We start from the raw sequence: 23847 nt of genomic DNA, 5'->3' as shown, positions 1-23847 counted from the left end.
AGGTGTTTTGGTGGCGCATCTGCTGGAAGTAAAAAACTTGGAAGTAAATTTTAAAACCTATGGAGGCGAAGTTCAGGCCGTTCGCAATGTTTCTTTCCATGTTGAGAAGGGAGAAATTGTTGCTATCGTTGGGGAAAGCGGCAGTGGAAAGAGTGTCACTGTACAATCCATTATGGGACTGATCCCCGCTCCTCCAGGCAAAATAAAAAATGGTGAAATTCTTTTTCAGAATAAAAATTTACTAAAGCTGTCAAAACGGGAGTTTCAAAAAATAAAAGGTTCAAAGATTAGTATGGTTTTTCAGGATCCAATGACTTCATTGAACCCAACGATGAAAATTGGCAAGCAGATTGAAGAAGGCTTACTAGTTCATCAGAAGCTTTCAAAAACTGAAGCAAAAAGACGAGCAATTGAGATGATTCGGTTAGTCGGAATTCCAAATCCGGAAGAACGCTACAATCAATATCCACATGAGTTTAGTGGAGGGATGAGGCAGCGTGCGATGATTGCCATCGCCCTTGCTTGCAACCCGGAACTGCTTATTGCGGATGAACCAACAACAGCCCTTGATGTAACCATCCAAGCACAAGTGCTGGATTTAATGAAAGATCTTCGAGAAAAAACGGATACCGCCATTATTTTAATTACTCACGATTTGGGAGTTGTTGCCGAGACTGCAGAACGGGTGATTGTGATGTATGCAGGGATGATGGTTGAAAGCGGAACAGTAATGGAATTGTTTGAAAATCCGAAACATCCTTACACTTGGGGATTAATGGAGTCTATCCCAGACCTGGAGTCAGCACAAAAGTCAAGATTGATACCAATCGACGGTTCTCCGCCAGACTTGTTCTCTCCTCCAAAGGGCTGTCCATTTGCTCCAAGGTGCAAATATGCAATGGAAATATGTATGGAAGAAATGCCTCCTGCTTTCGAAATTGAGGGAAATCATTATGCTAAATGCTGGTTAAACGATCCTCGGGCACCAAAATCGGAAATCGAAATTGCAGCAGGGGAGGACAAGAAATGACTGAGGCTCTATTAAAAGCTGAAGGGATCAAAAAATACTTCAAGCTTAAAAAGGATCAAGTGGTAAAATCGGTGGATGACATTTCAATCGAGATCCGAAAAGGTGAAACGTTTGGCTTGGTTGGAGAAAGCGGAAGCGGTAAATCAACACTTGGAAAGACAATTGTCGGTTTGCAAAGACAAACAGAAGGAAAAATTTTCTATAATGGCGTTAATGTCGACTCACTTGATAAAAAAGAGAAAAAAGTTGTAAACCGCGAGATGCAAATTATTTTTCAAGATCCCTACGCGTCCTTAAATCCAAGAATGCGTGTTGGCGATATTGTCGCTGAGGGAATGGACGCTCACCTGCTGGCAAAGGGAAAGGAAAGACAAGACCGAATCTATGATCTTCTTAGCCGAGTTGGCTTAACGCCGGAACAGGCAAAGCGGTACCCTCACGAATTCAGCGGCGGTCAGCGGCAGCGTATTGGCATTGCCCGTGCTCTTGCTGTTAATCCAAGGTTTATCGTTGCAGATGAACCCATTTCGGCATTGGATGTGTCCATCCAGGCACAGGTCATTAATTTATTGGAAGATTTAAAAGAACAAGAAGGATTAACCTATTTGTTTATTGCCCATGATCTAGGAATGGTGAAGCATATCAGCGACCGGATCGGTGTCATGTATTTAGGAAAAATGATGGAACTTTCAAACAGCGATGAGCTGTTTAGAGAACCGTTACACCCGTATACACAGGCTCTTCTTTCCGCCATTCCTGTTGCAAATCCGAAAGCTGCTAAAAGAGAAAGAATCGTTTTGGCGGGTGATCCGCCAAGTCCGGTTAATCCGCCAAGCGGATGCCGATTCCGTACAAGATGTCCGCATGCTATGTCCATATGTGCCGAGGCTGTTCCGGAATGGAAAGAAGTTAAGGTCGAACATTGGACAGCCTGCCATCTATACAATTAAAGAATAAAAGGGAGGAAATTACGTGAAAAAATGGTTGTGGATCATTGCTGCTGTGCTTTTATTAAGCACTGCTTTAGCAGGTTGCAGCGGCAGTGGAGACAAAACATCATCAAACAGCAAGGATAGTGGCAAAAATGTTAAGCAGGAAATTACGTTAAATGCACTGAGCGAACCACCATCACTTGATCCGGCAATGGCAACAGATACAACTTCCGGATGGGTAATCGACCATATTTTTGAAGGTCTTTACACAAAAGATAAAAATGGCAAGCCTGTTTTAGGGGCTGCTAAAGATGTCAAAGCTTCTGCAGACGGAAAAAAATACACTTTTACCATACGCGACGATGCGAAATGGTCTGATGGATCTCCGGTAACTGCACAGGACTTTGAATATGAATGGAAGCGTGTCTTAAACCCGGCAACGGGGAGCCAGTTTGCTTTTTATCTCTATTATATTAAGGGTGCTGAGGAATATAACAAAGGGAAAGGATCCGTTGATAATGTCGGAGTAAAAGCAACAGATAATAAAACACTTGTTGTTGAATTAAATGCTCCTCTTAGTTATTTCAAAGAACTTTTAACAATGTGGACATTCTATCCAGTGAAAAAGGAATTAGCTGAAGCCAATAAAAACTGGGCAGCTGATGCAAAGGGATATGTCAGCAATGGTCCGTTCAAATTATCGGATTGGAAACATGACAGTGTTGTTGTTGCCGAAAAGAATGAGAATTATTGGAATAAGCAAGTTGTGAATTTAAATAAAGTTACGTGGAAAATGGTTAATGACGCAACAACCTATTATCAAATGTACAAAACTGGTGAACTGGATTTAATTCAAACCTTGCCAACAGACGTCATTGCACAAGAAAAAAATAATAAGGATTACAAAAATGTTCCTTACTTCGGAACATATATGTACATGTTCAACGTTAAGAAAGCTCCGTTTACAAATGCAAAAATTCGCCGTGCATTTGCATTAGCTATTAACCGGGATGCTTTAACTAAGAACATCACAAAAGCGGGAGAAACTCCTGCCTATGCATTCGTTCCTCCTGGTGTAAAAACATCTAAGGGAGATTTCCGCAAAGTTGGCGGCAAATATTTCAAAGAGGATCCGGCAGAAGCGAAAAAACTATTAAAAGAAGGTATGGCTGAGGAAGGCTGGACTCAATTACCTGAAGTCACCTTATTATACAATACTGCTGAAAACAATAAGAAAATGGCAGAAGCAGTTCAAGAGATGATTGCGAAAAACCTCGGTGTGAATATTAAACTTGCAAACCAAGAGTGGAAAACGTATTTAGATACGACTGCGCAAGGTAATTTCCAAATGGCTCGAATGGGCTGGATTGGAATTTTGCTTGATCCGGCAGTTATTTTAGATTACTATTTAGGTGATAGTCCGAATAACCGTACTGGATGGGTAAATCCGAAATACGATTCTCTAATTGCACAAGCAAAGATCGAACAGGATCCAGATAAACATTTCCAACTTCTGCACGATGCTGAAAAAATCTTAATGGAGGATCTTCCATTTATGCCAGTATATCATTATACGAATACGTATTTAACATCACCAAAATTTGAAGGTGTTGTATATCCGTTTAACCGCTATCCAACAGTTAAATGGGCCAAAAAAGTTTCTGAATAACGAGTTGCAAGCAGGTGAGCTATGATTTCCTCACCTGCTTATAACTTTCTGACTACATAAAAAACTAGGAGATTTTAAGGATGAAGCATGCTTTTGTCTACTTATTGGGTATTCTAATATGGTTTATATACAAGATTGCTGCAAAAATGTCGCTTGTTGACTGGATCAATGCTTCTTTCCTTGCCGGTCTTATTTGTTTTATCATTGCTTCTTCCTTCTTTATTTTTAAATCTGGATTTTTAACAAATTTTTTTGTTGGGTTCCGCAGGATACAGTTATTTGCTTTTCCTAAATCGAATGCAATGGAAAGGGCAGAAGAACTAATCCAAAAAGATGAGATCTTGCAAGACTTTAAAAACAAGTTTATACATAAAATCATTGTCTTAAGTTTTTTAATAGGGTGCAGTTCGATTACCGTTTCCTTGATTGGGCTTGCTTTACGGGGATGAAGGGATCTATTTCGCGCTATGTTATAAATTTAAGTCTTCGCTAAAAAAGGGGGAAACCGCATGCCGCTTTCGAATACATTTCTCGCCGGATTTCAATGGCTTTTTTTTATGTTTGCGAACACAGTGGTGATACCGCTTACAATCGGGGATGCCTTTCAATTGCCGGCAGCAGAAATAGCTGGAGCGCTGCAGCGTTCGTTTATTTTTACAGGGGCTGCTTGTATTTTACAGGCGCTTTTTGGGCATAAATCGCCGATCATGGAAGGACAATCGGGGTTATGGTGGGGGACGATACTTAGTTTGAGTGCCGCGGCATCTTCAGCTGGAATGAGTGTCAGTGAGCTTGGCGGTGGAATCAGTGTCGGCATTCTCTTATCCGGAATGATTGTTGCGGTGCTTGGTGCACTTGGTATTGGAAAAATTTTAAACCGTTTGTTTTCTCCTGTTGTCATGAGTACGGTCTTATTCTTACTCGCAACCCAGCTGATTGTTATTTTTACAAAAGGGATGCTCGGGTTGACCACTACGGGAAAAATCAATCTACCAATAGCGGGATTATCCCTTTTTCTAGTTATTCTCGTTGCAGCAATCAATATTAAAGGAAAAGGTCTGATTGGCAATTTTGCAATCTTGATTGGTATTATTGTTGGCTGGATTGCCTATGTGCTTTTCTTTCCAAAAGTGGAAACGAAGGCTGTTGCACCACAGCTGATTCATTTATTTCCATGGGGTCAGCCGAATTTCAATATAGGCATTGTGCTAATGATTGTGTTAACAGGCCTTGTGAATACGACCAATACAATTGGTGCTTTAAAGGGAGCAGAACCTGTCCTTCGTCGCAAGACAACAGAGACAGAGTACCGCCGTTCTTTTTTCTTGACGGGATTGAATTCGATCGTTTCCGGATTTTTCGGCCTTGTTCCATATGCGCCATACATCTCGTCAGTTGGTTTTTTACAATCAACCCAAATCATTGAAGTTGCTCCGTTTATTCTGGGAGCTATTCTGTTTATGATCCTTGGTCTTGTTCCATTTCTGGGACATTTATTCTCGTCATTGCCAGTGAGTGTCGGGGACGCTGTCTTATTTGTAGCATACTTGCAATTATTTGGCGGAGCGCTGTCGAACTTAAAGGGGATCGTTTTTACTTCAAAGACGATCTATCGGATCGCTTTGCCGGTGTTGTTGGGCATTGCCGTAATGAACATACCAGCCAGTATGTTTTCGAGCATTCCTTTGCTGATCCGACCACTTGTAAGTAACGGCCTGATCGTTGGAATTCTCATTTCGATCGTCCTTGAAAATCTAATCGATTGGTCAAAACTTGAAATTGGCTTGATAAAAAAAGAATCGTGATCGTCTGAGGCTGCTCTGTTTAGTGAATGGTTTGGTCTATCGCTAAGAGGGGTAGTTCGTTTTACAAAGAAAAAGAGAAAACGTCTGGCATAAGCGGGCCGGCCAGGCGTTTTTTGCATTGCAAATTAATCATCTTTCGTGTTTAATTGTTCAAGTTGTTTTACGATCTGCAGCAGATTGGCATTTCGTTCCTTCTCAAGCATTGTTTTTTCATCCATAAACCGCAAGACTCGAACAAGAAAATAAATGACGAAAATGAAAAAAAGGAGATAAACAACAAGAATGGGGAATGCTACTAACAAATGTACAACTCCCTTCACCCCGACTTACGTAAAGTATACTGTATTTAATTGGACTTTAAAAAATTCTTCACATATTCTTTAGCAGCGCTTTTGTCGTATGATTTATAAAATCCACTTGCCATTTTAACCGGGTCGCCAAAAAAGAAGCGCTCATACAAATTTTGGCGGCTGCCAAATGCGCTCATGCTGATATCCCACGCTAGTCGAAAAAGTTGTACCCGTTCAACCGCATTGGCATTTGCCGCCTGTAAATACTTTTCCAAATCAGGCTTTATTTCAGAGGCGAAATCCCGCTCAGTTGGAATGGAAACAAGACCGCTTGCTCCAATAAGCTGAACGATTTCAACCATTCTTGGGTAGAGCCGGTTGTATAACATAATCGCAGGACCCAATGAAGTAAAACTTGGCACCATCGTTCCCCATTTGTCTGTCTTTGCATTCATCTCGGAAGTTAGCAAAAGTGCCTTTAATGATTCAAGACCGATGATAATTTCTGTAATTTTTTCTTGAATATGTTGATATTCACCGACATTTATTGTATCAACAAGCAGCTGGGCAACGCCTAGTATAAATTCTGTCTTAACGATCCTGCGTGTGGTTACCTGATGTGCCGCTAAAGGAGTAAAGCTGCTTTCATGAAAAATCTTAAAAGCCGCTTCAGGGTTTTGGTAACAAAATACCCGTTCCCATGGAACTGTCACATGATCGAAAACAACAATCGTATCAATTTCGTCAAACCTTGACCCAAGCGGATGGTCGAAGATGGAGTCTTTGTACCCGAACGATTCCCGGCAAATAAACTTCAGCCCGGGGGTATTGCTAGGGATTGAAAAGGCATAAGCAAAATTTTTATTTAACGAGGCAGCGCTTGTTGGAAATACCAATATTTCATCGGTTATGCCTCCTTGAGTTGCCAGCAGACGTGCTCCCGTTACGACAATGCCTTCCTTGTTGTGTGCGACTGTTTGTGCGGAAATCAATTCATCGGTGTCCTCCAAATAATAGAGCGAGCGGTTCACTTGCGGATTAATGAACGTATGGGTAAACGAAAGATCATTTTCACATGCCAACTCGTATAAGGTGCGAAAATTTTGAGCAAACGGCTGTCCTTCGACAGCGAAAACGTCTGCAGCCCGGCTAAACGCCATGATAGCTGTGTTCATGTAATCTGGCGAACGTCCCAGCATCCCAGCACTCGTTTTTGCCCATTCGGCGATCATCAAGCGTCGCTTTTCCAAATCTTCTTTTGTTTTTGGTTCCAAATAGGAGATTCCAATTCGGCCGGACGAATTTGGAGAAGGAATGGTCATTAACTCACTTTTCTCCAGTTGGATATCATACAGTCTAGCCTGGCTATTAATGATTTTTGAAAAAGCAGGATGGCGGGAGATCTTTCCTTCTACCTTTTCCCCCTCGATCCAGACTTCTGCATGCAAATCATCGATTCTTCGAATATACTCTTGCCCTGATATGACAGACATCCTATCACCCTCTTACAAAGTCGTTAGTATAGTGTAAGATAATGGACCAAGAAGGGATTGGATGAATGTCCAACTTCCAGCTTTTAAACTTGTTTAGGTAGGCTGTTTGCTTGTTCCGCTGGGACTATTTTCTTGCTTGAAGCAAAGCGGGAAAAGAGGTAACAACCTGTTATCACGATCGCGCTGCCAAACCATTCCGCTCCATTCATTTTTTCATTAAGGATTAAAAAGGCGAGCATCACGGTAAAGACTGGATTAAAATTCAAAAAAATTCCCGCATTTGTGGCACCGACTTTTTGAACGCCCATATTCCACAACAGCATGCACACAACGGTCGAGATCAGCCCAGTATACACAAGCGAACTGAGGAAAGGAAGGTTGATATTTTCGACCTGCATGTTTGTAAGATTGAATGGTAAGAGAATCAAAACGCCGAATAAACCGGAATAAAAGGTAGCAGCCATTGGCGAGACGGTCTTCATTGCCCATTTTGCACAAATGGAGTAAATGCCCCAGATCATCACTGCCGTAACCATCCACAAATCTCCAATATTAAAACGAAGTGCAAAAAGTTTGCTCGCGTCCCCCTTTGTTAAAACGACCAGAACTCCGAAAAACGAAACAGCCATCGCGGTCATTTGCTTCCCGCTCATTTTTTCGTGAAGCAAAAAAGCAGAAGCAATCGCAATTGATATCGGATTCATTGTTGAGATTAAACTCACATTAATCGAGGAAGTTCCCGCGATTGCTAAAAATTGAAAAATATTAAACAGAACGACCCCTGTTAATCCCATTAATAAGAGGGGGAGCAGACTCTCTTTTGGAAGGCTCAGCTTTTTTTCTTTTTTCCAAACAAGCGGAAAAAGGAAAAGAACGGCAATGATCCAGCGTAAAATGGTCAGCGTAATGGGGGAAGCGTGACCAATCAAGAATTTGCTAAAGACAAAATTCGCCCCCCAAAAAAAGCTTGTTATCAGCAAGATGAAGGCATAAAAAATGGGCATTGGCAAAGCTCCTTCATTCGATAATGGAAATGAATCGTCCTATGAATTGATTTTAACAGAATAGTTTAAAAACTGATAGAAGATTTGTATGACAAATCATTTTCAATGATAAATAGAAATTATTTAAAAATAATGTTATAAATTACCCACTAAAAGGAAAATACTGGTTATACATTAGTTAAAAAGGGGGGAATCTATGGCGAACCTTTTGTATGCAACATTTTATATCGCAATCGCACTGAAATGGGCGGATTGGAAAAATTGGAAACAATACTATCCAACGATTCTTTTCTTCATGGTTGGGGATTTATTGTACCAATTTTTATTTTTTCGTTATAGCATGTGGGAATACAAACCGATTGGCAGTGATGCCAGCTGGGCAAAGCACACGCATATTTCCCTTTTCATTCTGTTTATCAAATATCCATTGACGATGCTGATCTTCCTCGGCCATTTACCTGAAAGTCGCAGAAAACGATTTTTTTACATTCTTGCATGGACCCTTCTCTATCTAGTCAATGAACTAATTGATTTAATGACGGGCGGAATTGTTCACAAGCATGGGTGGAATTATGCATGGTCGGCATTGTTTACATTTGTAATGTTTGCTATCTTATCCATTCATTATAAAAATCCGCTTTTGGCATGGATTTTATCGGCAGTATTTACGATTTTCTTGTGGAAAGTATTTGAAGTGCCCACAAGTATTTTAAAATAATTATTCAAAAATAAACTTTGCATGCGCTGAAAGGGATAAAACCATGGCAAATGAAATATGATGTGGGTAGGGGGGATCAAGTTGGAGATTCGTGTGATTGAGAAAGAAGCATTTCAAGTAGTTGGCATTGCCTGGAACGGTACCTATTCTGAATTGGATAAGCTCCCACAGCTTTTTACCGAGATGGAATTTAGAGCAGACGAGGTTCTTTACCCGACAGGGGAACAAGTGCTGATTAACCCATTTCATTGCCGGGAAACAGAAATCACGTATTATGTAACAACACCGGTTGAGAAAATTATAGACGTACCGGAAGGAATGGTAGGCTTCACCATTCCGAAAAAAAGTTACGTATTCGGCAGCCATGATGGTTTGCCGGAGGAAGTCGAAAACACCTACATACAAATGTTCAAATGGATGGAAGAGTATGGATACGAACAAGACCATCACGCACTAAGTCTTGAAATATACCCCTTCGGAAAAAGGAACAATAAAAAAAGGGATGAAACCATTCAATTTGATATTTACTTGCCGGTAAAACGCTACAGAGAAGAGGACTAACATGCTTAGTTCTCTTTTTTTGGTTTGGGCTGGGAAGCTTTGATTTTTTTCGAAGCAAAAAAGGAAGATATTAACATTGTCCAATTATTTCACTCGTTCTTTCCAATAAGCATACTCTATTGTAACACGTCTTAAAGAATGGATTAGCTTGATCATTTGTCCAGCTAATGCGTGATTTGCTAAAAGGAGTGAAAAATGTTGGAGAAAATGTGGAAGTTTCTTCGTTTACTAGTCATCTCGGCCGTGTTCGCTTTGTCGTCTGGAATTTCCGCCTTTGCGAGTGAACCAAATGTTGATTTTATTGATGTTTCCCACCATAACAATGAAACGGGATTGCCGCTTGCGTTCTATCAAACCATTAAAGAGGCCGGTGTAAATGCCGTTGTCATCAAAGTGAGCGAGGATCGCTACTTTGTCGATCCAGCCGCATCTGTTAACATCGCCAATGCGAAACAAGCGGGAATGATTGTACATGCCTATCACTATGCACGTTTTACAAGCAATGAAATTGCCAAAGCAGAAGCCCAATGGTTTGATAAAAAATTGAATTTAGTTGGCTTTGACAAAAACAAAGACGGCTATGTAGTTGTCGATGTGGAAGCTACCAATCTCTCAAACGATCCGGCCAAATTAACCGAATACACGAATACATTTATCCAAGAAATGAGAAGATTAGGATATTCAAAGATTGATCTATACAGTGGTTCCTATTTTTACAATAACCGGCTGCTGCCGAAATCGCTGCTAATTAATAAACCTTGGCTTGCATCTTATCCGATTAATCCGCAAAAAGGGAATCCTACGGCTGTTTTCTCAAATGGAGTCGGGGCATGGCAATGGGCTTCAGACTATCGCTTTAACGGCTTGGCCTCCTATGGGAATTTCGATGTATCAGAAGATTATGCAGGCAAGTATACAAACCAAGTGAGATCGTCTTCTATAGTAGTGAAAAAAATTGAAACTCTATCACTTGTTGATTATATGAAAGAAAAAGGCTTGAATGCCTCTTTTAGCAACAGGGCTGTATTAGCCGAAGAGTATGGGATTCCGAATTATACGGGAACATCGGCACAAAACCTTGCATTATTATCAAAGTTAAAAACCGGCATGAAGCCAGCTCAAGTCAATTTTGAGAACAGCCAGCTTAAGCCGCTGTCTGTAACTTCTGGAACTTCTGGAACTGCCACGGCAACATACCGCGTCAAATGGGGTGACACATTAAGTGGCATCGCAGGTAAGTTTCGCGTTTCAGTTAATTCTTTGGCCTTCGTCAATAACATTCGCAATAAAAACTTTATCCGCGCTGGGCAAGTGTTAAAAATTCCTTCTGGAACAACGACTTCCGTTCCAGCGGTTTCAGCGTCAACGCCGGTTTATCATCTCGTCCGCTGGGGAGAAACGGTTTCTGAGTTAGCAGTTCAGTATCGTTCCTCCATTGCCCAAATCAAAGCCCTGAACCATCTAAATGCCAAATACACCATTTACGCCGGTCAAAAGTTGCGCGTGAAATAAAGATTTTCTATTTGCATCCTTGATTGTTCTGCTGTAAGATGAAACCAACAAGTAAATAAACGTAACTATATCTGTGATATGGTTTCCTTCGGGGTCAGGTGAAATTCCGAACCGGCGGTGATGAAGCAGCTGCTTCTTAGTCCGTGACCCGGTTAGCCTTATGGTTAAACGGTGGATCTGGTGAAACTCCAGGGCCGACAGTTAAAGTCTGGATGGGAGAAGGAAAAAAGGACGGTTTATGAATGGGCAAAAAAAGTCTATTTATAGGCCCTAATTTGTTATTGTCTTTTTCGTGTACCCTGAAGCTTCTGTTTGCTTCAGGGTTTTTCTTTTTTAATCCTATTTTTACGGGAGTGAGAAAATTGAATGATGCGGATTATATGCGTTTGGCGATCGATTTAGCAAAAGCAACGATAGGGCAGACATCGCCAAACCCGGTTGTCGGCGCAGTCGTTGTCAAGGACCATCAAATTGTTGGGATGGGCGCGCATTTAAAGGCAGGGGAACCGCACGCCGAAGTTCATGCCATCCAAATGGCCGGTGAAAAAGCAGACGGCGCCACCCTTTATGTTACATTAGAACCGTGCAGCCATTACGGTAAAACGCCGCCGTGCTCAAATTTGGTGATCTCTTCGGGAATTAGAAACGTATTTGTCGCGACAACCGATCCGAACCCACAAGTTGCGGGGGCGGGAATTGAGCGGATGCGAAAGGCCGGCATAGAGGTGGTCATTGGTTTAATGGAAACGGAAGCCCGGGAACTGAATAAAGTATTTTTTTATTCGATTCAAACAGGCCTTCCATATGTCACGTTAAAATCCGCCGCCAGTTTGGATGGAAAAACAGCAACAAAAACAGGCGAAAGCAAGTGGATTACGAGTGATGCCGCAAGAAAAGACGTTCACCAGCTTCGCCATGTGCATGATGCGATTTTGGTAGGCGTTAACACCGTTTTAAAAGATGACCCAAGCTTGACAACAAGGCTTGCTGGCGGCGGAAAAAATCCGATTCGCGTGATTCTCGATACACAACTAAGAACCCCGCTGCATGCTAGGGTGGTTCAGGACAAAGAGGCTCCGACCTGGATCGTCACTGGAGCGGGCGCACCAGAAGAGCGGCAACAGTTATTTGAACAAGCGGGCGTGAAAATCATTAAAATGCCGCAACAGCAAATTAGAATAAACGAAATGTTGCCGATTTTAGGAGAACTTGGGATTACCTCGCTTTTTGTGGAGGGCGGAGCAGAGGTGAACGGCAGTTTTTTGAAAGAGCAAGCCTTTGAGCAGTTGATTGTCTACATAGGCGCAAAATTAATTGGCGGAAAAAATGCCCCAACTTCATTTTCCGGTGAAGGAATCGCAAATATGGCCGATGCGATCCCACTAAAAATAAAATCAGTCGAAATGATTGGCGGCGATATTAAGGTGACCGCAGAACGTTCAAATGAGAAAGAAGGTGAATAATCATGTTTACTGGAATTGTTGAAGAGATTGGGACAGTTACGGGAATCCAGCAATCTGGCGAGTCGTTTGTTTTAACAATCAAAGCGGGAAAAATTCTTGAAGATGTACAGCTTGGAGATAGCATTTCGGTAAACGGTGTTTGCCTGACCGTGACCCGGTTTTCCAAAGATCAATTCAGCGTTGATGTGATGCCGGAAACAGTGAAAGCGACGAGTTTAAAAATAGTTAAAAGAGGGTCCCCTGTCAATCTTGAACGGGCAATGGCAGCGGGGGGACGCTTTGGCGGTCATTTTCTCTCCGGCCATGTCGACGGCACCGGCATCGTCAAAAACAAAAAACCATTTGAAAATGCCGTCTATTATGAAATTGAGGCTGACCCTACGCTTTTAAAGTACATTATTTTAAAAGGTTCGATCGCAGTTGACGGGACAAGCCTGACGGTCTTTGGTGTCAGCGAAAACAGTTTTACGATTTCGCTCATCCCGCACACGATGAAAGAAACGATTCTTGGAAATAAAGGTCCCGGAGATATCGTCAATCTTGAGACCGATATGATCGGAAAATACGTCAGCCATTTTTTAACGGGACTGACAGACGACCCGGCTGAAAAGAAAACGGGCATAACAGAACAATTTTTAGCGGAAAATGGATTTTATTAAAACTTGCCGCTTTGGCATGTCCATTGGGCAAGGATAAAAGGAGTGGACACAATGTTTGATCAAATTGAAGAAGCGATTGAAGAACTCAAAAATGGCAAAATTGTGATTGTTTGTGATGATGAAGATCGTGAAAATGAGGGGGATCTTCTCGCTCTTGCCGATTTTGCCACCCAAGAAGTCATCAATTTTATGGCGACACATGGACGGGGGCTTGTTTGTGTACCAATCGAAGCGGAGCTTGCAGAGAAGCTGGAACTGGCTCCAATGGTAGCTAAGAATACCGATAACCATGAAACAGCTTTTACCGTAAGCATCGATTATAAAACGACAACAACTGGAATCTCCGCATTTGAACGGTCGCTGACGATCCAAAAAATGCTGGATCCGACGTCAATGCCGCTTGATTTTCGCCGTCCAGGCCATATTTTTCCGCTGATTGCGAAAAAAGGGGGAGTATTAAGACGAGCTGGTCACACGGAGGCTGCTGTCGATTTGGCACGGTTAGCCGGAGCCAGACCGGCTGGCGTGATTTGTGAAATCATGAATGAGGACGGTACGATGGCACGTGTTCCCCAATTGCGCAAAATTGCCGATCAATTTGGTCTGAAATTGATCACGATCAAAGACTTGATTGAGTATCGCCGCAATCAGGAAAAATTGGTTCAGCGCGAAATCGAAGCCCAATTGCCAACAGAGTTTGGAAATTTTCGGGCAATCGGCTACAGCAATCTCGTAGATGACAAAGAGCATATCGCATTGGTTAAGGGAGAGATTGATCCGGAGAAACCGATTTTGGTCAGGGTTCATTCGGAGTGTTTAACCGGTGATGTATTCGGTTCCTATCGCTGTGATTGCGGTCCGCAGCTGCATGCAGCTTTGAATCAAATTGAGGAGGAAGGAAATGGCGTGTTGTTATACATGCGTCAGGAAGGGCGTGGCATCGGTCTTTTGAATAAGTTGCGTGCCTATAAATTGCAGGAAGAAGGTTATGACACTGTCGAGGCCAATCATAAGCTTGGGTTTGCCGCCGATTTGCGCGAATATGGAATTGGCGCACAAATTTTACGAGACTTGGGCGTGAAAAAAATGCGCTTGTTAACGAACAACCCGCGAAAAATTAAAGGGCTGAGCGGCTACGGCTTAGAAGTCGTTGAGCGGGTTCCAATCCAAATGGAAGCAAGAGAAGAAAATGAAAAATATTTAAAAACAAAATATGACAAGCTTGGACACCTGCTTCATTTTTGATCGAAATGAAGCTTCTTAAAGAACTTAAGACTGATTTGATTTTAACGAAAATTGGAGGATATCAAGAATGGGAAACTTATTTGAAGGAAATTTGGTTGGTACTGGTTTAAAAATCGGCATTGTCGTCGGTCGTTTTAATGAATTGATCACAAGTAAATTATTGAGCGGGGCACAGGATGCATTAAAACGCCATGGCGTCAAGGAAGCGGACGTTGACGTGGCATGGGTGCCAGGAGCATTTGAAATTCCACTGATTGCCAAAAAAATGGCGGATAGCAAGAAATATGATGCCGTTATCACATTAGGAACGGTAATCAGAGGAGCCACACCGCATTTCGATTATGTTTGCAATGAAGCAGCAAAAGGGGTTTCAGCTGCAGCACTGAACAGTGGAATTCCGGTCATTTTCGGTGTCTTAACAACGGACTCCATTGAACAAGCAATTGAACGTGCAGGCACAAAAGCTGGCAACAAAGGCTGGGATGCGGCAACTGCTGCGATCGAAATGGCGAATTTGTCAAGAGCAATGGAACAATAAAAAAAGCTCGAACACAATTGTTATCAAAATTAAAATCTACATCCCATGAAAGACAATCCGCCCGCATTTCGGGCGGTTGGCTTTTTTCTTAAAAAAAATCGCTCTTTGTTAAAAAAGAGTGTATAATGTGAATGTCATAAAAAAATAACCACGAAAACGGGTGCTAAAATCTTTTGAAAGATTTTTAGCTTAATAGGGAAGTTTGGTTAAAAGCCAACGCGGTCCCGCCACTGTAAATGTGAGCAACCTATAACATGCCACTTTCAAGCGATTGATGGGAAGGCATAGGAAGCGATGATCATGAGCCAGGAAACCTGCCTGTTTGTTTGCACCAAAAGCCTACGCGGATAGGAGGGTGTTAAGTTGAAGTTGGCATTTGCCGGCACCATCTTAACGTACATAACCTCCTCCTTTTGGGAGGATTTTTTTATGGGAATTTTTAGATTGATTAGGGGGAAAGGAAATGACAAAACATTATTCAAAGTTGGCGTTTGCGATCTTACTGGTTCTCGGCCTTGTAATGGGCAGTATACACCTGCCTACATTCGCCGCTGTACAGACAAATCAAGCAACCGTTACAGTAATTGGAACAGATCCGGCAGCACCGCCTTCGGTTCCAGAAAAAACAGTATCGTTTACGTCGAATGATACCGCATTTAATGCTCTTGTTAACGCTGTAGGGGCAAGCAATGTTGGCTTTACGGACGATCCAACCTACGGAAAATACATCACCTCGATTAATGGAGTTGCTTCAACCGATACCCTATATTGGGCTTTTTATCTTAACGGAATTTCCTCACCGGTTGGAGTTGACAGCTACCATGTTCAAAATGGGGACAACTTAACGTTCAAATACATGGACTACCCGACTGCGCAAAAAAGCACTGCAACGTTAAAAGTTGTCGGCAAAGATCAAAAAGATCTTTATACTTCTGCTTATCCAATCAGCTTTTTGGACAAAGCGACCGCTTTTCAACTTTTACAAGTGACAATGGGAAGGGATAAAGTCGGTTACAGTGACTCACAATACGGAAAATACATCACCTCGATTAAGGGGGTCGCTCCAACTGGTAACGATTATTGGGCTTTTTACGTAAACGGAAAACAGGCATCTGTTGGAGCAGATAGCTATCAACTGAAGCCAGGGGATCAAATCAGCTTTCAGTATGAAACATGGCAACCGGCAAACACAGGTACGAATAGCTCAACGGGTTCAGATAATACCAACGGCAACGCTCAGCAACCAGCAACAGCTGCCATTTCAAGCAATGAGCTTCAAAACGCCATTGATCGAGCTGCAGACTTCACGTTGAAAAACCAAATAGGAGAGTGGGATGCCATTGCTTTAAAACAGGCTGGGAAAACAATCCCGGCATCCTATCTTGAAAATGCAACAAACCAAATTGCCGAAAAGCAAGGAAAATTTTCGAGAATCACAGATACTGAACGCTATATTTTGGGTGTTTTAGCTGCTGGTGGGAATCCCACAACGATTAATGGTTACAACTTAGTTGAATCAGTTTACAACGGGAATGTTAGCAAACAAGGATTAAATGGGGTTGCCTATGCCTTGATTGCGTTGGACAGCGCCCAATTCCCTGTACCTGAAACTGCTCTATGGACAAAAGAGAAATTGGTCAATCAGCTTTTAGAAAAACAAAATAACGATGGCGGCTGGGCATGGGATGGCAGCGCGGCAAGCGATGTCGATTCAACCGCGATGATTCTAACCGCGCTTGCTCCTTATAAAGACAGGACAGATGTGAAGGCGAAAATCGATGCAGCCGTCCAGTATCTTTCCAAGCAGTATTCAGCCGGAAAAATAAACAATAGTTCCAGTGCAGCCCAAACTGTGATTGCACTTTCGTCACTCCGAATTGACGCAAATGGATCGCTTTTTGCCAAAGATGGAACGAGTGTGCTGAAGTATTTGTTATCATTCCAAAATGCGGATGGAGGCTTTGACTGGCAAGGCGGCGACAAAAGTGATTCCTTTTCGACATCGCAGCCATTTGAAGCGCTTGTTGCTTATCAGCTGATGGTAAATGGAAAAGGATTGCTGTATCATTTGCCGCTTGCAGCCGGAAGCCCGGCAGCGAAAGCGGATCCGGCGCAAACTCAAGCTCAAGCCTCACAAAATACCAAAGCTCAGGCAGAACAGAAAGGATACGCCCTGCCGGATACGGCGACAAATGCAGGGAATTTAATTTTAATCGGTGTGGGCTTCATGTTGATTGGCGCGATTTATTACATCGGCCGTTTGCGAAAAAAATGGTAAGAAGGGGGTTCCCAACTTGCATTGGCCTTATAAGAAGATAACTTTCTTTCTTCTGTTGATTTTGCTATTTAGTTTAGTTGGCTGCAGTTCAGCAGCGGGAGGAAAACAAGCAGATTCAAAAGGAAAAGTCCAAAAAATTGCAGACAAGAAAGCTTCGGATCAAACCGCTTCCGAACAAGCAACAGAGGTAAAAACTAGTACTTCTGCAACAGCTACACCGGATAAAAGTGAGCAGACAACAAAGCAAACGAACAGTACTGAAGAACCAAAACATGGTGAGCAGCCGGCACAAACAATGCCGCCTGCTCCTTCTGCTCATTCGGGTGCCACAAAAGCACCTGCTGCCAAAGCAACGACATCTGGAGCTAGCCAGGCGACTCCAACTGTGAAACAGCCGGCAACTGCCGCTGTTAAACCGGCAGCACCGCCACCTGCGCCGGCTCCAGCACCAGCGAAAACGGTGACCTTTTCGATCGTTGGACCAAAGGAAGACCACAGTGCCGACAGGGCTCCTTCGCCTGTAAAAATAAAGGATGGCGATACAATACTTGATGTGCTGCTGACAGCAGTCGGAAAGACAAACGTGGATTACAGTGGTTACGGTGCTTCGGCTTATGTTTCGGGAATTAAAAACATTTATGAGTTCGATTACGGGGCGAAAAGTGGTTGGACCTTTAAATTAAATGGAACGAGCATTCCGAAAAGCGCCGGCGTCATCTCTGTTAAAAATGGTGATCGTGTTGAAGCGATTTATGTTGAATAATCCAAGGAGAAAATGACATGTATGATCGATTCGAACGATTTCACCCGCTGATCCTGTTCATCTATTATGGCGGAGCAATGATTTTGTTCTTTTTATTGCTCCATCCACTTTTTTTGAGTATCGCTTTTTTTCTTGTTCTTTTGCTTCATCTCCTAAGGGATCACGGGAGAAGCCTGAGCCAGTGGCTTTTTTTTATGTTGACTACCGGGCTATTTCTTTTTCTCTTAAACCCGCTTTTTAATGAACGGGGCAGGCATGTATTGTTGACTATTTTCCAGCATCGCTTTACGTTAGAGGCTTTTATTTACGGAGGGATGAGCGCACTCTCGGTCATGGGTGTAATCGCCCTATTTGTCTCGTATAATGAGATCATGACGCCGAATAAGCTATTGTTTTTATTTGCAAAGTGGTTGCCGCAATTCGCCGTTTTGCTGATGCTAACACTGCGTTTTATCCCCCTAATGAAAAAAAGAGCAGAAGACATCACTGCCATTCAAAAAAGTAAAGGAATTGCTGGAGCCGACGGTTCGCTGCGTAAAAGAATAGAAACGGGATTGCTTTTTCTTCAGGCATTGCTTGTCTTTTCACTAGAAGAAGCAATCCAAACAGCCGATTCGATGAATGCCAGGGGATACGGATTCAGAAAACGTTCATCGTATGAATATTTTGTTTTAAAAAAAGCAGATTGGATTGCAGGCCTTTTCCTTGTTTTTCTCTTTATTGCCATTGCGTATGGCCGTGTAAACGGATATGGCTATCTAACGGTCTATCCGCGTCTTGAAAATTGGTATCTAACCGGAATGGACTTGGAAGTTCTTATTTTTGAATGTTTGTATCTTAGTTTTCCACTGATGGTTAACGTAGGGAGGAGGATTCGATGGCGTATATTGAGATGAAAAATGTGTCTTTCTCCTATCCGGATGCCGCAGCACCAGCCATTTGCAACCTTTCGCTAACAATTGAAAAAGGGCAATTTGTTGTCCTTTTTGGACCATCAGGTTCAGGGAAAAGTACACTTTTGCGATTATTAAAAAAAGAAATACAGCCACATGGCGAGCTTTCAGGGGAAATTCTCTTAAATGGAGAGCCGCTTCAAGAAACGGCAACGATCGGCTTTGTTTTTCAAGATCCGGAGAACCAGGTTGTCGCTGATGAAGTTCTGCATGAACTGGTGTTTGGCCTGGAAAGCATGGGTCTGGATACAACTGAAATGAGGAGCAGGGTTGCCGAAATGGTGCATTATTTCGGTTTGGAGCCGCTGCTTGAACAAAAGACGCAAGATCTTTCCGGCGGAAAAAAACAGCAAATTAACCTGGCATCTGTGCTTCTAATGCAGCCGGACATTCTATTGTTGGATGAACCAACTGCGCAATTGGATCCGGTTAGTGCAAGAGAATTACTCGATCTTTTGATCCGCCTGAATGAAGAGTTTGGCATGACAATTATTTTAGCCGAACATAGACTGGAAGAGTTAGCTGCTCTTGCAGATAAAATGGTATTTTTAGAGAATGGTCAAGTAGCAGACAAAGGTGATCCAAGGCAAGTTTTGCGAGAGCTTTGGTTCTCTCCGTATCATGACTATGTACCAAGTATCCCGGCACTTTTTTTCAAGTTAAACGGTGATGGCAAGGCTCCGTTAACAGTAAAAGAAGGAAAGCAATCGATCAGTCGCTTCCAGCTTCGTTCAGATCCGATTAATCCAGCAAGAAAAGCAGCAGGGGAAGCTCTTTTGCAAATTCAAGAAGTGTTTTTTCGCTACCATCGGCAGAAACAATTTGTTTTGGAAGGGTTCGATTTTCGTCTGAACAAAGGCGAAATTTATGCGATGATGGGCGGAAATGGATCGGGAAAATCGACGCTTTTAAAATTGGTTTGCGGGATTGAAAAGCCAGAGTTCGGAAAGATCGTTTTCGAAAACAAGCCGTTAAAAGCCTGGAAAAAGAAAGAGATCATTCAACGAATTGGCTACTTGCCGCAAAATCCAAAGCTGTTTTTCCTTCACGATACAGTCGGAAAAGAACTAGAAGCAACGATGGAGCAATGGGGGATTCCAGATCACAGTAAAGTTGAGCAACTTGTGGAGGGGCTTGGAATCTCCGCTTTAATGAACAGCCATCCTTACGATTTAAGCGGCGGGGAACTGCAAAAAGCGGCTCTTGCCTGCTTGCTTTTGCGCAAACCGGCATTGTTGCTTCTTGATGAACCAACAAAAGGTCTTGATCCTGTTTCGAAAAAGAGCCTCGCTTCCATTTTAATCGATTTAAAGGAGTCGGGGGTGACCATTTTGATGTCCACTCATGATATTGAATTTGCTGCTCAATACGCAACGGCCTGTGGAATGTTGTTCCAGGGGAAAGTCGCATCTGAAGAGGTTCCCGATCGTTTCTTTAATGGCAATTTCTTTTATACCACAATGGTTCAGCGCCTTTTTCGCCACATTGCTGATCATGGCGTTCTGACCATTGAGGAGGCGGTCCGGCAATGCGTGCTAAAAGATTCATAATCCATCTTTTTTTTCTTTTTTTGTTTAGCAGCCTCCTGGGGTTGTCGCTTGTGTTTGAAGACTATTTTTTTCCGATCAGCTTTGCGGTTGTGATTGTCTCACTTGTTTTTTTGTTCATCCGTTTTGAACAGAGGAAAGTGGAAGCAAAAGAGCTCGTTCTTCTGGCAGTCTTGGCGGCCATTGCGGCGGTTGCGCGAATTCCGTTTGCAAGTATTCCAAGTGTGCAGCCAACCACGTTTATCATTATAATGTCAGGCTTCGTTTTTGGAGCTGAGAGCGGGTTGATGATCGGAACGGTGGCTGCGCTTGCCTCCAATATGGTCTTGGGGCAAGGACCGTGGACACCTTGGCAAATGGCCGCATGGGGATTGGTTGGTCTTACGGCTGGTTTATTTCGCCGTACACACTTCATGAATCGGAAATGCGGCAGAGTTGTATTTGGAGTGGTGTGGGGTTTTTTATTTGGCTGGATTATGAATCTTTGGGGGTTCTTTTCCTTTGTGCAGCTCGGTAACCCTGTTACGCTTCAGACCGTCCTTGGCTATTTTGCCGGGAGTGCCTTGTTCGATACATTCCATGCCCTTTCAAATGCATTTTTTCTGCTTGTGTTCGGAAACAGCTGGCTACAAATTTTGTCGAGATTTCGGAAAAAATATGGATTGCTCAAGAATTGAATGGTTGCACTTTTCTTTACTAAAGTATAAGATTAAGACATACTTTGACAAGACTACTAGGGGTGCCTTTTTACCAGGCTGAGAGAAAAACGGTTTGTTTTTCAACCCTTCGAACCTGATCTGGATTATTCCAGCGGAGGAAAGTAGCGAAAATTACGATTTTCTGTTGCTTTTAAAAGTCAGGTTCCAATCGGTTCCTGGCTTTTTTACGTTTAGGAAACAATCGTTAGGAGGGATTGAGAAGAGCTATACTATACATATTTTTGTTAAAACGGAAGCGATTTTATTTAGAAAAAGGGGAAAATGAAAATGGAAACTGAAAAAATTGTCGTCGGACTTGACGAAAAACTGCCGCCAGGAAAAGGAATTTTATATGGACTGCAGCATGTCTTTGTTTCGAATGTCTGGCTTGATCCGATTTTTGTTGCAGCGATGGTCGGGCTGCCACTTACGCTGTCTGCTAATATTGTCAACGCGATTTTTATCGCCGCCGGACTTGTTACCATCATTCAGGCAACCAAGCTTGTTCGCTTGCCGATTGTTCAAGGCCCATCGGCTGCTTTTGACTCGATTATGATTGCCGCTGGGAAGGCAAACGGGCTCGCCGCAGCAAGCGGTGCCATTTTCTTAAGCGCTATTATTGTCTTTTTCTTATCGATTACAGGTCTGATCGGAAAACTGAAGGCTTTGTTTACACCGGTCATATCTGGAACCGTTATTTTTGTAGTCGGAATCTCACTTTCCGGTTTTACTTTATATGAATTTTTAGGCGGAACACCGGGAATGAAAACTTTTGCTTCAGCGACAACGCTAGCCATGTCGATTCCAACTACCGTGATTGTCATTTTTTTATCCCTTTTTGGCAAAGGGGCATGGAAGTCTTTTTCGTTTCTGATTGCATTAGTTGTTGGTGACATCATAGCATTTGCCTTGGGAAAGACGAATTTTTCTATGATCGCTGACAAAAGCTGGTTCGGCTTGCCTCATTTTCTGCCATATGGCGGGTTAACGTTTGAGTGGGGAACTTTCATCACATTCTTTATTGCCTATGTTGTTGCCGTAATTGAAGCAATGGGTGTCTATGAGGCCAGCGCTGAAATGTTGAATATCAAGCTTGATTCAAGGCGGATCCGCAACGGGTTTGCCGGGGAAGCAGCCGGCTCTTTCGTTTCTTCGCTAATCGGGGGCTTTCCAACAACCGCGTTCGGACAAAACGTCGGCTTATTGCGTTTAACAGGTGTTGGCTCGAGGCAGCCCGTGTTGATCGCCGGAATCATCTTTTTAATTTTAGGCTTTGTGCCAAAAGCGGGTGCATTGCTTGCGCTGACACCTGATGCTGTTGTTGGCGGGATTTTCTTGCCTGCTGCTGCAAGCTTAGTCTTTACCGGGCTTTCGTTGCTTGGAAAAATTGAAAAAACAGAAACGAATTTTATGATTGCCGGATTATCGCTGCTGTTAGCGATCAGCTTGCCAACATATTTTAAAGACGCAAAAGGTACATTGGTAACATTTTTATCCAACAGTATTTTCATCGCAGCTTTTGCATCAATCGTCATGCAGCTCATTCTAGTTCATTTGCCGAAGATTTTAAGAAAAGAGGAAAGTAAATGAGGCCGGATTCGATCAATATCATAAGTGATCTCCTTTCATTTATTGAGGGAAATGATGATCCATTGTTTAATGAAACAGCCTTAAAGTTGTTTCGCTTTCAATTTCAATACAATCTTCCTTATAAAAAGTTTTGTCAGACGAAGCGAAAAACACCTTTAACCATAAAAAACTGGCAGCAAATTCCGCCGATTCCGATTCAAGGCTTCAAGGAATTAACACTTGCCTGTGAACCGCCTGAAGAAGCGGAAGCGGTGTTTATGACAAGCGGGACTACAAATCCGAACGCGAAAGGGAAAAACTATCATCCGACGCTAGCTGTTTGGGACGCATCAATGAAAGGTCCGTTTAAAAAGTTTGTGTTGCCGGATGTTGAAAAAATGACGATTTTTGTATTGTCGCCCGCTGCTGATTTGAATCAAAATTCGTCCCTTTCCCGTTATTTATCAAATGCTGTTACCTATTTTGGGACAGCTAATAGCCGTTTCTTTTTTTCGGAAGCGGGGTTGGATATGGGAGCAGTCGCTGCTGCACTAAAAGAGTGCGAGGCTCGCGGCGAGGCGGTCTTGCTGATGGGTGCGACGTTTGCCTATGTGCATCTGCTCGATTATTTTCATGAACAAAAATGTCGCTTTCGGCTGGCAAAAGGCAGCAGAATTTTTGATACGGGCGGATTTAAAGGGCAGGCTCGCGAAGTCGAAATGGAACAATTATACAAAATGTTTGCGGAATTTTTTGATGTGGAGCGGAACATGGTCATCAATATGTACGGGATGACCGAATTAAGCTCGCAAATCTATGACCAGACCATCCTTTCCACTTATGAAAACGGGCAGACCATTTTTGCTAAAGCCGGACCAGCTTGGGTGAAAACGGTAATCTTAGATACAGACACTCTTGAGCCTGTTTCGGATGGCAAGGTGGGTGTGATTGCCCATTATGACCTGGCCAATTGGAATTCATGTTTGGCCATTTTAACAGAAGATATCGGCTACCGCACGGAACATGGTTTTGTTTTGCTCGGAAGGGTACAAGGCTCTGAAGCAAGAGGCTGTTCCATCGCCGTTGATCAGCTGCTGCAGTCGAACCGAGGGTAAGATGG

General features: G+C 42.8%; 22 protein-coding genes and 3 riboswitches. Of the genes, 19 read left to right on the top strand and 3 right to left on the bottom strand.

Translation table 11 applies throughout. From position 1 onward, the window contains the following. Positions 1-10 precede the first annotated feature (10 nt). From ACQYAD_RS12750 to ACQYAD_RS12730, 5 genes are all read left to right on the top strand, one after another. Positions 11-1030: an ABC transporter ATP-binding protein gene (locus ACQYAD_RS12750; protein WP_430238677.1), complete on the top strand. Its 1020-nt coding sequence runs from the start codon at positions 11-13 to the stop codon at positions 1028-1030. Then, the gene (locus tag ACQYAD_RS12745) at positions 1027-1980 is read left to right on the top strand and encodes an ABC transporter ATP-binding protein (protein ID WP_430238676.1); all 954 of its coding nucleotides are present in this window, start codon (positions 1027-1029) and stop codon (positions 1978-1980) included. Before ACQYAD_RS12750 ends, ACQYAD_RS12745 begins: the two co-directional genes overlap by 4 nt. 22 nt (positions 1981-2002) lie before the next feature. Continuing rightward, positions 2003-3631, top strand: coding sequence for an ABC transporter substrate-binding protein (locus ACQYAD_RS12740; protein WP_430238675.1), 1629 nt, complete (start codon positions 2003-2005; stop codon positions 3629-3631). An 80-nt stretch (positions 3632-3711) separates the two neighbouring features. Next, positions 3712-4080 (top strand): DUF3899 domain-containing protein, encoded by a 369-nt coding sequence (locus tag ACQYAD_RS12735; protein ID WP_430238673.1) that lies wholly within the window; start codon positions 3712-3714, stop codon positions 4078-4080. Positions 4081-4140: 60 nt separating this feature from the next. Next, positions 4141-5436 carry a uracil/xanthine transporter gene (locus tag ACQYAD_RS12730; RefSeq protein ID WP_430238671.1) on the top strand — a complete coding sequence of 432 codons (1296 nt, stop codon included), beginning with the start codon at positions 4141-4143 and terminating at the stop codon, positions 5434-5436. A 125-nt stretch (positions 5437-5561) separates the two neighbouring features. Here the strand turns inward: ACQYAD_RS12730 and ACQYAD_RS12725 are convergent, their stop codons facing one another. The 3 genes from ACQYAD_RS12725 to ACQYAD_RS12715 form a co-directional block, all read right to left on the bottom strand. Further along, complete coding sequence (locus ACQYAD_RS12725; RefSeq protein WP_430238670.1) at positions 5562-5738, bottom strand: hypothetical protein; 177 nt, start codon at positions 5736-5738, stop codon at positions 5562-5564. Positions 5739-5782: 44 nt separating this feature from the next. Then, a complete protein-coding gene (gene hpaB, locus ACQYAD_RS12720) occupies positions 5783-7219 on the bottom strand; it encodes a 4-hydroxyphenylacetate 3-monooxygenase, oxygenase component (RefSeq protein ID WP_430238668.1) in 1437 nt (478 codons plus the stop codon). An 83-nt stretch (positions 7220-7302) separates the two neighbouring features. Further along, a complete protein-coding gene (locus ACQYAD_RS12715; RefSeq protein WP_430238667.1) occupies positions 7303-8223 on the bottom strand; it encodes a DMT family transporter in 921 nt (306 codons plus the stop codon). Between the two features lie 196 nt (positions 8224-8419). Here ACQYAD_RS12715 and ACQYAD_RS12710 point away from each other — a divergent pair, with 196 nt between their 5' ends. The 14 genes from ACQYAD_RS12710 to ACQYAD_RS12645 all read left to right on the top strand — a co-directional run bounded on the left by ACQYAD_RS12710 (position 8420) and on the right by ACQYAD_RS12645 (position 23842). Continuing rightward, positions 8420-8941, top strand: coding sequence for a CBO0543 family protein (locus ACQYAD_RS12710; protein WP_430238665.1), 522 nt, complete (start codon positions 8420-8422; stop codon positions 8939-8941). Positions 8942-9022: 81 nt separating this feature from the next. Further along, positions 9023-9502 carry a GyrI-like domain-containing protein gene (locus ACQYAD_RS12705; protein ID WP_430238664.1) on the top strand — a complete coding sequence of 160 codons (480 nt, stop codon included), beginning with the start codon at positions 9023-9025 and terminating at the stop codon, positions 9500-9502. Positions 9503-9697: 195 nt separating this feature from the next. After that, a complete protein-coding gene (locus ACQYAD_RS12700; protein WP_430238663.1) occupies positions 9698-11014 on the top strand; it encodes a GH25 family lysozyme in 1317 nt (438 codons plus the stop codon). Between the two features lie 80 nt (positions 11015-11094). After that, positions 11095-11242, top strand: a riboswitch (FMN riboswitch). Between the two features lie 134 nt (positions 11243-11376). Next, positions 11377-12477 carry a bifunctional diaminohydroxyphosphoribosylaminopyrimidine deaminase/5-amino-6-(5-phosphoribosylamino)uracil reductase RibD gene (ribD, locus tag ACQYAD_RS12695; RefSeq protein WP_430238661.1) on the top strand — a complete coding sequence of 367 codons (1101 nt, stop codon included), beginning with the start codon at positions 11377-11379 and terminating at the stop codon, positions 12475-12477. Positions 12478-12479: 2 nt separating this feature from the next. Next, positions 12480-13136 (top strand): riboflavin synthase, encoded by a 657-nt coding sequence (ribE, locus tag ACQYAD_RS12690; protein WP_430238659.1) that lies wholly within the window; start codon positions 12480-12482, stop codon positions 13134-13136. Between the two features lie 51 nt (positions 13137-13187). Next, positions 13188-14381 carry a bifunctional 3,4-dihydroxy-2-butanone-4-phosphate synthase/GTP cyclohydrolase II gene (locus tag ACQYAD_RS12685; protein ID WP_430238657.1) on the top strand — a complete coding sequence of 398 codons (1194 nt, stop codon included), beginning with the start codon at positions 13188-13190 and terminating at the stop codon, positions 14379-14381. Positions 14382-14448: 67 nt separating this feature from the next. Next, positions 14449-14919, top strand: coding sequence for a 6,7-dimethyl-8-ribityllumazine synthase (gene ribH, locus ACQYAD_RS12680; RefSeq protein WP_430238655.1), 471 nt, complete (start codon positions 14449-14451; stop codon positions 14917-14919). Between the two features lie 141 nt (positions 14920-15060). Continuing rightward, positions 15061-15255, top strand: a riboswitch (cobalamin riboswitch). A gap of 127 nt (positions 15256-15382) precedes the next feature. Next, positions 15383-17197 carry a DUF4430 domain-containing protein gene (locus tag ACQYAD_RS12675; RefSeq protein ID WP_430238654.1) on the top strand — a complete coding sequence of 605 codons (1815 nt, stop codon included), beginning with the start codon at positions 15383-15385 and terminating at the stop codon, positions 17195-17197. Positions 17198-17213: 16 nt separating this feature from the next. Next, positions 17214-17960, top strand: a complete 747-nt coding sequence (locus tag ACQYAD_RS12670) for a DUF4430 domain-containing protein (protein WP_430238652.1) — start codon at positions 17214-17216, stop codon at positions 17958-17960. A gap of 17 nt (positions 17961-17977) precedes the next feature. Continuing rightward, positions 17978-18856 (top strand): energy-coupling factor transporter transmembrane component T, encoded by an 879-nt coding sequence (locus tag ACQYAD_RS12665; RefSeq protein ID WP_430238651.1) that lies wholly within the window; start codon positions 17978-17980, stop codon positions 18854-18856. Then, entirely contained in the window at positions 18838-20463 is a 1626-nt protein-coding gene (locus ACQYAD_RS12660; protein WP_430238649.1) for an ABC transporter ATP-binding protein, read from the top strand. Before ACQYAD_RS12665 ends, ACQYAD_RS12660 begins: the two co-directional genes overlap by 19 nt. Further along, positions 20442-21137, top strand: coding sequence for an ECF transporter S component (locus ACQYAD_RS12655; RefSeq protein ID WP_430238647.1), 696 nt, complete (start codon positions 20442-20444; stop codon positions 21135-21137). The genes ACQYAD_RS12660 and ACQYAD_RS12655 overlap by 22 nt, the downstream gene beginning before the upstream one ends. A gap of 48 nt (positions 21138-21185) precedes the next feature. Further along, positions 21186-21296: riboswitch (TPP riboswitch) on the top strand. A 150-nt stretch (positions 21297-21446) separates the two neighbouring features. Beyond that, positions 21447-22748, top strand: a complete 1302-nt coding sequence (locus ACQYAD_RS12650; RefSeq protein ID WP_430238645.1) for a solute carrier family 23 protein — start codon at positions 21447-21449, stop codon at positions 22746-22748. Beyond that, positions 22745-23842: a CoF synthetase gene (locus tag ACQYAD_RS12645; protein WP_430238643.1), complete on the top strand. Its 1098-nt coding sequence runs from the start codon at positions 22745-22747 to the stop codon at positions 23840-23842. Before ACQYAD_RS12650 ends, ACQYAD_RS12645 begins: the two co-directional genes overlap by 4 nt. Positions 23843-23847: the final 5 nt, after the last annotated feature.

Origin of the sequence: Neobacillus sp. SM06 (genome assembly GCF_050496765.1) — a bacterium.
Classification (GTDB): domain Bacteria; phylum Bacillota; class Bacilli; order Bacillales; family Cytobacillaceae; genus JAEVLT01.
The sequence above is the reverse complement of the archived record's forward strand: the minus strand, read 5'-3'. Positions and strand labels throughout refer to the sequence as shown.

What these genes read in the sequence shown, in the direction of transcription:
- ACQYAD_RS12735 (WP_430238673.1), top strand. Translation starts at nt 3,712, where the DNA reads ATGAAGCATGCTTTTGTCTACTTATTGGGTATTCTAATATGGTTTATA.
- ACQYAD_RS12710 (WP_430238665.1), top strand. Translation starts at nt 8,420, where the DNA reads ATGGCGAACCTTTTGTATGCAACATTTTATATCGCAATCGCACTGAAA.
- ACQYAD_RS12650 (WP_430238645.1), top strand. Translation starts at nt 21,447, where the DNA reads ATGGAAACTGAAAAAATTGTCGTCGGACTTGACGAAAAACTGCCGCCA.
- ACQYAD_RS12645 (WP_430238643.1), top strand. Translation starts at nt 22,745, where the DNA reads ATGAGGCCGGATTCGATCAATATCATAAGTGATCTCCTTTCATTTATT.
- ACQYAD_RS12700 (WP_430238663.1), top strand. Translation starts at nt 9,698, where the DNA reads ATGTTGGAGAAAATGTGGAAGTTTCTTCGTTTACTAGTCATCTCGGCC.
- ACQYAD_RS12655 (WP_430238647.1), top strand. Translation starts at nt 20,442, where the DNA reads ATGCGTGCTAAAAGATTCATAATCCATCTTTTTTTTCTTTTTTTGTTT.
- ACQYAD_RS12745 (WP_430238676.1), top strand. Translation starts at nt 1,027, where the DNA reads ATGACTGAGGCTCTATTAAAAGCTGAAGGGATCAAAAAATACTTCAAG.
- ACQYAD_RS12660 (WP_430238649.1), top strand. Translation starts at nt 18,838, where the DNA reads ATGGCGTATATTGAGATGAAAAATGTGTCTTTCTCCTATCCGGATGCC.
- hpaB (WP_430238668.1), bottom strand. Translation starts at nt 7,219, where the DNA reads ATGTCTGTCATATCAGGGCAAGAGTATATTCGAAGAATCGATGATTTG.
- ACQYAD_RS12730 (WP_430238671.1), top strand. Translation starts at nt 4,141, where the DNA reads ATGCCGCTTTCGAATACATTTCTCGCCGGATTTCAATGGCTTTTTTTT.
- ACQYAD_RS12675 (WP_430238654.1), top strand. Translation starts at nt 15,383, where the DNA reads ATGACAAAACATTATTCAAAGTTGGCGTTTGCGATCTTACTGGTTCTC.
- ACQYAD_RS12685 (WP_430238657.1), top strand. Translation starts at nt 13,188, where the DNA reads ATGTTTGATCAAATTGAAGAAGCGATTGAAGAACTCAAAAATGGCAAA.
- ACQYAD_RS12715 (WP_430238667.1), bottom strand. Translation starts at nt 8,223, where the DNA reads ATGCCCATTTTTTATGCCTTCATCTTGCTGATAACAAGCTTTTTTTGG.
- ribE (WP_430238659.1), top strand. Translation starts at nt 12,480, where the DNA reads ATGTTTACTGGAATTGTTGAAGAGATTGGGACAGTTACGGGAATCCAG.
- ACQYAD_RS12665 (WP_430238651.1), top strand. Translation starts at nt 17,978, where the DNA reads ATGTATGATCGATTCGAACGATTTCACCCGCTGATCCTGTTCATCTAT.
- ribH (WP_430238655.1), top strand. Translation starts at nt 14,449, where the DNA reads ATGGGAAACTTATTTGAAGGAAATTTGGTTGGTACTGGTTTAAAAATC.